7 protein-coding genes are annotated in these 6,505 nt (G+C 54.8%); all 7 read left to right on the top strand.

Annotated features, from left to right (window positions below):
• The first annotated feature begins 169 nt into the window (after positions 1-169).
• The 7 genes from JW984_07840 (at position 170) to JW984_07810 (ending at position 6,370) form a co-directional block, all read left to right on the top strand.
• Positions 170-559, top strand: a complete 390-nt coding sequence (locus JW984_07840; GenBank protein ID MBN1573090.1) for a hypothetical protein — start codon at positions 170-172, stop codon at positions 557-559.
• Between the two features lie 61 nt (positions 560-620).
• Complete coding sequence (locus tag JW984_07835; GenBank protein ID MBN1573089.1) at positions 621-1,289, top strand: TetR/AcrR family transcriptional regulator; 669 nt, start codon at positions 621-623, stop codon at positions 1,287-1,289.
• Between the two features lie 52 nt (positions 1,290-1,341).
• Complete coding sequence (locus JW984_07830; GenBank protein ID MBN1573088.1) at positions 1,342-2,142, top strand: efflux RND transporter periplasmic adaptor subunit; 801 nt, start codon at positions 1,342-1,344, stop codon at positions 2,140-2,142.
• A 19-nt stretch (positions 2,143-2,161) separates the two neighbouring features.
• Positions 2,162-3,103, top strand: a complete 942-nt coding sequence (locus JW984_07825; GenBank protein MBN1573087.1) for an ABC transporter ATP-binding protein — start codon at positions 2,162-2,164, stop codon at positions 3,101-3,103.
• On the top strand, positions 3,103-4,233 hold the full coding sequence (locus JW984_07820) for an ABC transporter permease (GenBank protein ID MBN1573086.1): 1,131 nt from the start codon (positions 3,103-3,105) through the stop codon (positions 4,231-4,233). The genes JW984_07825 and JW984_07820 overlap by 1 nt, the downstream gene beginning before the upstream one ends.
• A gap of 2 nt (positions 4,234-4,235) precedes the next feature.
• Positions 4,236-5,408 (top strand): ABC transporter permease, encoded by a 1,173-nt coding sequence (locus JW984_07815; GenBank protein MBN1573085.1) that lies wholly within the window; start codon positions 4,236-4,238, stop codon positions 5,406-5,408.
• Positions 5,409-5,422: 14 nt separating this feature from the next.
• On the top strand, positions 5,423-6,370 hold the full coding sequence (locus JW984_07810) for an ABC transporter ATP-binding protein (protein ID MBN1573084.1): 948 nt from the start codon (positions 5,423-5,425) through the stop codon (positions 6,368-6,370).
• Positions 6,371-6,505: the final 135 nt, after the last annotated feature.

The following is a 6,505-nucleotide window of genomic DNA, read 5'->3' as shown; positions in this document are numbered from 1 at the left end:
TCTACAACTGCGAGGAGTCCTACGCCAGACTGAGGAAGGTGGTAGGGCTTGAGAGGGTTGAAGGTATGGATGATGAGGAATAGCGAGTCAGGTCCGCGCAGTTTGGAAAAATGAAACGAGGGATTGTTTGAGTGCTTTGGTGTAATAACGAATTAACGGGAGAACGGCCGTGAAGCTTAACAAGGTCAATCTTTTCTATCTTTTGTTGCTCTTCTTCCACGTAGGTCATGTATTAGAGGAGGCGTGGGGCGGTTTTCGTGTCATCGGGATTATCGGCATCGAATGGTTTTTAGCCGTCAACTGGCTTCTTTTCTCTATCCCTGTTGTAATCTTCTATTTCATCCTGGAGAAGAGGCGTTGGGCGTACCTTTTGGGTATGATATACGGGGCCGTCATGACCCTGAACGGGATCGGACACAACATCGTGACAATTGTCACCGATAGGTACTTCGGGTTTGCCGCCGGGGGCTTTACGGGGATAGGGTTGATCCTGACCGGCATCCCCCTTGTCTACTATCTAATGGGGGAGTACAGGGAAATCGGGACTGCCGGTCGTTAAAGGGTCGGGAATGACGGGAGGGGGCGATTTTAGCAACTGGATTTAGGATTTTAATAGGATCATGACTTCGGGAGAGAAAAGAAAGAAAAGCCACGACCTCAAGGAGGAGTTTGAAAAGTTCGGCGAGACCGAGAGGCGCATACTGGAGGCGGCGATCTCCATCTTTGGAGAGAAGGGCTTCGACGGGGCGCGCATCGACGAGATCGCCAAGAAGTCCGGCGTCAACAAGGGGATGATCTACTATTACTTCGGCTCGAAGGAAAAACTGCACACCGATATAATAGAAATGGTCTTTAAAAAGGTTGCGGAGATAATTATGGACAACCTCGCCGATATGAATCCCGACACCCTCTACGAGGGAATCTCCTCGTTCATCGAGACGTATATCGATTTCATCCACACCAATTACAGCATAGTCAGGGTCCTCGTGTGGGAGCTCGCCCGGGGGGGCGAGATCATACGGGGGGTAATAAGGAAGGAGATGAGCACAAAGGTCCCCGTTCTGGTCAGCGGATTTAATGAGGCCGTGAAGGCGGGGAAATTGAGACCCATGGATCCCCGGCACGTTTTTGTCAATATCATTGCGATGGTGGTCTTCTACTTTGCGGCGAACAGGGTTATCTCGGCCGTGTGGAACGACGACGCCATGAGCGCCGAGAATGTAGAGGCGCGAAAGCGCGAAGTGAAAGAGTTCGTAATTCGGGCTATATCGGCGGAAGATCTGAAATAGAGAGACTGCTTTTGCCCGGTAAATTCCAATATTTAAATCTGGGGAGAGAAGTATGGCAGACAAGAGAAAGATAATAATTCCGGTCGTCCTTTCGGTGATCATAATCGGGACGGCCCTCTTCTTAATCTTCAGGGACAAGGGGGACAAGAAAGTCGTCTCGGGCACAGGGACTATAGAGGCAACGGAGGTGGACGTGAGCCTCAAGCTCTCGGGGAAGATACTGGAGATGGAGGTCGGCGAGGGGGAAAAGGTTGAGGAGGGGGACCTTCTCGCCGTGGTTAAGGCCACGGAGATCCAGGCGAGGAGGATTGGGGCTGCGGCCCTCTTCAACGAGGCGGAGATAAATCTCGGGCGGGCGAAAAGCCTCTATCGCGCCGGCGGCATCTCGAAGATGGATCTCGACAGTGCGGAATCCGCTTATCTGCAGGCCAAGTCCTCCCTTGAGTATATCGATGCGACCCTTGTCGACACAAAGCTCTACGCCCCCATCTCCGGGGTGGTGACGAGCAAAAACCTCGAGGTCGGGGAGACCGCCTTTCCGGGGGTGGCACTCCTTACCCTTGCTGACCTCAGGCTGGTGTGGATGAAGATATACGTTGCGGAGCCGGTCATGGGGCTGATAAATCTCGGGGACGAGGCGAGGGTCATGGTCGACTCCTATCCTTCAAGGACGTTTTCGGGAAAAGTCACATATATCTCGCAGGAGCCGGAGTTCACCCCGAAGAACGTCCAGACCCAGGAGGAGCGGACAAAGCTCGTCTTCGCCGTCAAGATCGAGCTTAAAAACGATGACCTGGCCCTAAAGCCGGGGATGCCCGCCGACGCGGAGATTCTATTGTCGGGCAACAAATAAGATAAGGCAGGGGGATTTTATGGCGTCATATTCATATGCTATAAGGAGCAGCGGGGTTATGAAAAGCTTCGGGGATGTCAGGGCGGTGTCCGGTCTCGACCTGACGGTGAAAAGTGGGGAGGTCTTCGGTCTCATCGGGCCGGACGGGGCCGGAAAGACCACAGCCATGCGGATCCTGGCGGGGATACTGAGGCCCGACTCCGGAAAGGCGGAGGTCCTGGGGTCCGATATCGCCACGGATCCCGAGTCGGTCAAGGAGAAGATCGGCTACATGTCCCAGCGCTTCGGCCTATATGAAGATTTGACCGTCAAGGAGAACATCGACTTTTATGCCGATCTCTACCTCGTCTCGAAGGCGGAGAAGGAGGAGAGGTTCAAACGTTTGATGGAGTTCTCCCGGCTCTCCCCGTTTTTGGACCGGCTGGCGGGAAAGCTCTCCGGCGGGATGAAGCAGAAGCTTGGGCTCGCCTGCGCCCTCATCCACACCCCCGACCTCTTGCTTCTGGACGAGCCGACGAACGGCGTCGATCCGGTCTCCCGGCGGGAGTTCTGGAAGATCCTCTACGAGCTTCTTAAGGAGGGGATCACCATATTCATATCCACACCCTACATGGACGAGGCGGACCGCTGCCACAGGGTGGGAATCATGGAGGGGGGGAGGCTCCTCATATGCGACACTCCCTCGGAGATCAGAAACCGGATAGGCCTAAACATCATCGAGGTCAGGTGCGACGAAGGAAGAGAGGCGCGGGATATATTGGAGAGCGCGGAGGTTAAGAGGATGGCCTGGATAAAGGACGTGGTCTTCTTCGGCGACAAGATTCACGCATCGGTCAAAGAAGGGGAAGGGGCCGAGGGGGTTATCGTAAAAGTCCTTACGGATAGGGGGATCGGGAGGGTATCGGCCAGGCGGATAGTGCCGTCTCTGGAAGACGTTTTTTTCGAGATTTCGGAGCAATGATAAGAATAAGACGCATAAGGGCTGTGGTGAGAAAGGAATGGCTGCAGATATTGAGGGACAGGAGGAGCCTCTTTCTAGCGCTGGGGATCCCCATGATCATGATTGTCATGTTCGGCTGGGCGTTAAAAATGGACGTCACCTACATCAAGACCGTCGTCTATGATCAGGACCGGAGCGTCATAAGCCGCGATTTCATCTCAAAGTTCTCAAACATCCGCTATTTCGATATCGTGGACTACGTCTACGACTACGATGACGTGGTTCGGCTGATGGACTTGGGGAAGATCAAGGCGGCGATCGTGATCCCGGAGGAATTTGCAGAAGACATCAAGGCGGGGCGGGGAAGCGACGTTCAGCTCATCGCCGACGGCACCGACCCCCTGACGGCCCAGGTCCTGGCGGGCTACGTATCCGCCATAACGAGCCGATACTCCCAGGAATACGTCCTTGAGGGGCTGTCCAAGGCGGGCCTCAGCATCACGGAGCCCTTTCTGGACGTATCGATCAGGGTCTGGTTCAACCCGGAGCTTGAGAGCAAGAACTTCATCATCCCAGGGTTCATAGCGGTGATAATGATGATAATAGCGGGGCTGTTGACCTCGCTGACCTTCGCCCGGGAGTGGGAGCGGGGGACGATGGAGCAGCTGGTCTCCACCCCGATAAAGGTCCCGGAGCTCGTTTTCGGAAAGCTGATCCCCTACGTGGAGCTCGGTATCATCGATTTTCTCCTTATAACGGTTGTCGGCACCCTGGTCTTCCGGGTGCCGTTAAAGGGGAACATCCTCCTCCTATTTCTCCTGACGCTGATATTCCTGGTAGGGGCGATGTCTCTCGGGATGCTGATTTCGATCGTGGCGAAAAAGCAGGTGCTGGCAAGCCAGATGGCGATCTTGGCCACCTTTCTCCCCTCGTTTCTCCTCTCCGGCTTTGTGTTTCCGATCCCGAATATGCCGGTTGTCTTGAGGGCGATCACCTACGGAGTCACCGCCCGGTATTTCGTTACAATCTTGAAGGGGATATTTTTGAAGGGGATCGGGCTTTCAATCCTCTGGATTCAGGGATTGCTTCTGATAGTCTTCAGCAGCGTGGTTCTGATCCTGGCGATGAGAAAATTCAAGAAGGAGCTTTAAAGGTGTTTAGGGCGATAAACGGGGCGTTTGCGGAGCGCATAAAATATATCCTCAAAAAGGAGCTTACCCAGATATTCCGGGACAAGCGGATGCGGGCCATCATATTCATTCCTCCAATACTGCAGCTTATCGTCCTCGGGTACGCCGCCTCGACGGACGTGAGGCACATATCGACCGCCGTCCTCGACGCCGACAGGACGGAGATAAGCCGCCAGTTCATAAAGGAGTTCGACTCCGGAATCTATTTCGACGTCACCCATTACCTCTCCTCGCCGAAGGAGGCCGATCCCCTGATAGACAGGGGGGAGGTGAGCACCTTTATATATATAAAGAAAGGGTTCGGGGAGAGCATAAAGGCGGGAAAGAGCGCGGGCGCCCTCATCATCGTCGACGGGACCGACTCCAGCACCGCATCGGTGGTGTTGAATTACGTCAACCGGATCGTGGCGTCCTATCTGGATAAGATGCTCAAGGAAAAGAGCGCAATGTTGAGGGGGATGACCACAGAAGACGGCGCCCCTATCATGTTCTCCACCGTGAGCCTTGACGAGAGGACCTGGTACAACGAAGACCTGAAGAGCAGGAATTTCTACATCCCCGGGATCTTCGGGCTCCTTCTGGTTCTCATCGGGGTAATGCTTACTTCCATGGCAATCGTGAAGGAGAGGGAGGTTGGGACTCTGGAGCAGATAATCGTGACGCCTATAAGGTCTTACGAGCTCATCATCGGAAAGCTCCTTCCCTTTACAATTATAGGCTACATAGACGTGGTTCTGATCTTGCTCGTCGCCGTCTTCTGGTTTCGGGTGCCCTTCGAGGGGAGCGTGATCTTCCTCTTTGGGGCGACCGCCTTTTTCCTCCTCCCCGCGTTAGGGATAGGGCTCTTCATCTCGACCATCTCCGCAACCCAGCAGGAGGCGATGATGAGCACGTTCCTATTCTTGTTCCCCGCTATGATGCTCTCCGGATTCGTCTTTCCGATAGAATCGATGCCGTGGATTATCCGGGTCTTGACCTACCTTAACCCCCTGAGATACATGATGACGATCTTGAGGGGGATTTTTCTCAAAGGGACGGGGCCGGCCGAACACATGTTTGACCTCCTCGGGCTTCTCCTTCTGGGAATCCTGGTCATCGGCCTGAGCTCCGTCAGGTTCACGAAGAGGATGAAATAGTGGAGAGATCGAATATGGAAAATGCGGTGGTAGTTGAGGAGCTGACGAGGCGCTTCGGCGATTTTGTTGCCGTGGACAGGGTAAGCTTTGCCGTCAAGAAGGGCGAGATATTCGGCTTTCTGGGCCCGAACGGCGCCGGAAAATCGACCACGATAAGGATGCTAACCGGGATATTGATGCCCACGTCGGGAGACGCGAAGATCCTCGGGTATGACGTCTACAAGGAGGTGGAGGAGATAAAGGAGAACATCGGCTACATGTCCCAGAAGTTCTCCCTCTACAACGACCTGACGGTGATGGAGAACATCGAGTTCTACGGCGGTATCTACAGGGTAGCGGAAGAAAAGCGCGAGGAGCGCTACGAATGGGCCTTGAGGATGTCCGGGCTGACAGACAAGAGCGACACCATGACTGGGGATCTCCCTGTCGGCTGGAAACAGAGGCTGGCGCTCGGGTGCGCCGTCCTCCACGAGCCGAAGCTCCTCTTTCTGGACGAGCCGACCAGCGGCGTCGACCCCGCCTCCCGGCGCGACTTCTGGGAGCTGATAACGAGGATGGCCGAGGGGGGCACCACGGTCTTCGTCACCACCCACTACATGGACGAGGCGGAGCACTGCGACAGGCTGGGCCTGATCTACAAGGCGAGGCTCATAACGCTGGGGAGCCCGGAGGAGCTGAAGACCGAGTTCATGAAGGGAAAGGTCTTAGAGATTGAGACGTCGGACACCCTCACGGCGTCCGAGATCGCCGTCGGGATTGAAGACGTCTTTGAGGTGGCGGTTTTCGGGAGCGCGCTGCACGTGGTTGTGGGGGACGTCAAAAAGGTAAAGGCGAGGCTCAAGAAGGCGATCAATGATGCGGGGATCGAGATCTTCAATATCGATCAAATCGAGCCTTCTCTCGAGGACGTCTTCGTCTCCCTCATCTTCGCCGAGGATATGGCTGAGGAGAACCATATCTGAGGGGTTTCCGGCCGATTGAGCTTGAGGCTTCTAAATGTCAATCTGGGGATCGAAGAACTTGGAGGGACGGTTCTTATATCCTGCAGGTGTCGCCAGTCTGGATTTTCGGAATTAACGGGATTTAGGATTATCCTG

The organism is Candidatus Zymogenus saltonus, from assembly GCA_016929395.1.
Lineage (GTDB): Bacteria > Desulfobacterota > Zymogenia > Zymogenales > Zymogenaceae > Zymogenus > Zymogenus saltonus.
Note: the sequence above shows the minus strand (reverse complement) of the source record. Positions and strands in the feature narration are given on the sequence as shown.

Bases quoted from the DNA above. Each gene is read 5' to 3' on its own strand.
- JW984_07835 (MBN1573089.1), top strand. From the start codon at position 621: ATGACTTCGGGAGAGAAAAGAAAGAAAAGCCACGACCTCAAGGAGGAG.
- JW984_07830 (MBN1573088.1), top strand. From the start codon at position 1,342: ATGGCAGACAAGAGAAAGATAATAATTCCGGTCGTCCTTTCGGTGATC.
- JW984_07825 (MBN1573087.1), top strand. From the start codon at position 2,162: ATGGCGTCATATTCATATGCTATAAGGAGCAGCGGGGTTATGAAAAGC.
- JW984_07810 (MBN1573084.1), top strand. From the start codon at position 5,423: ATGGAAAATGCGGTGGTAGTTGAGGAGCTGACGAGGCGCTTCGGCGAT.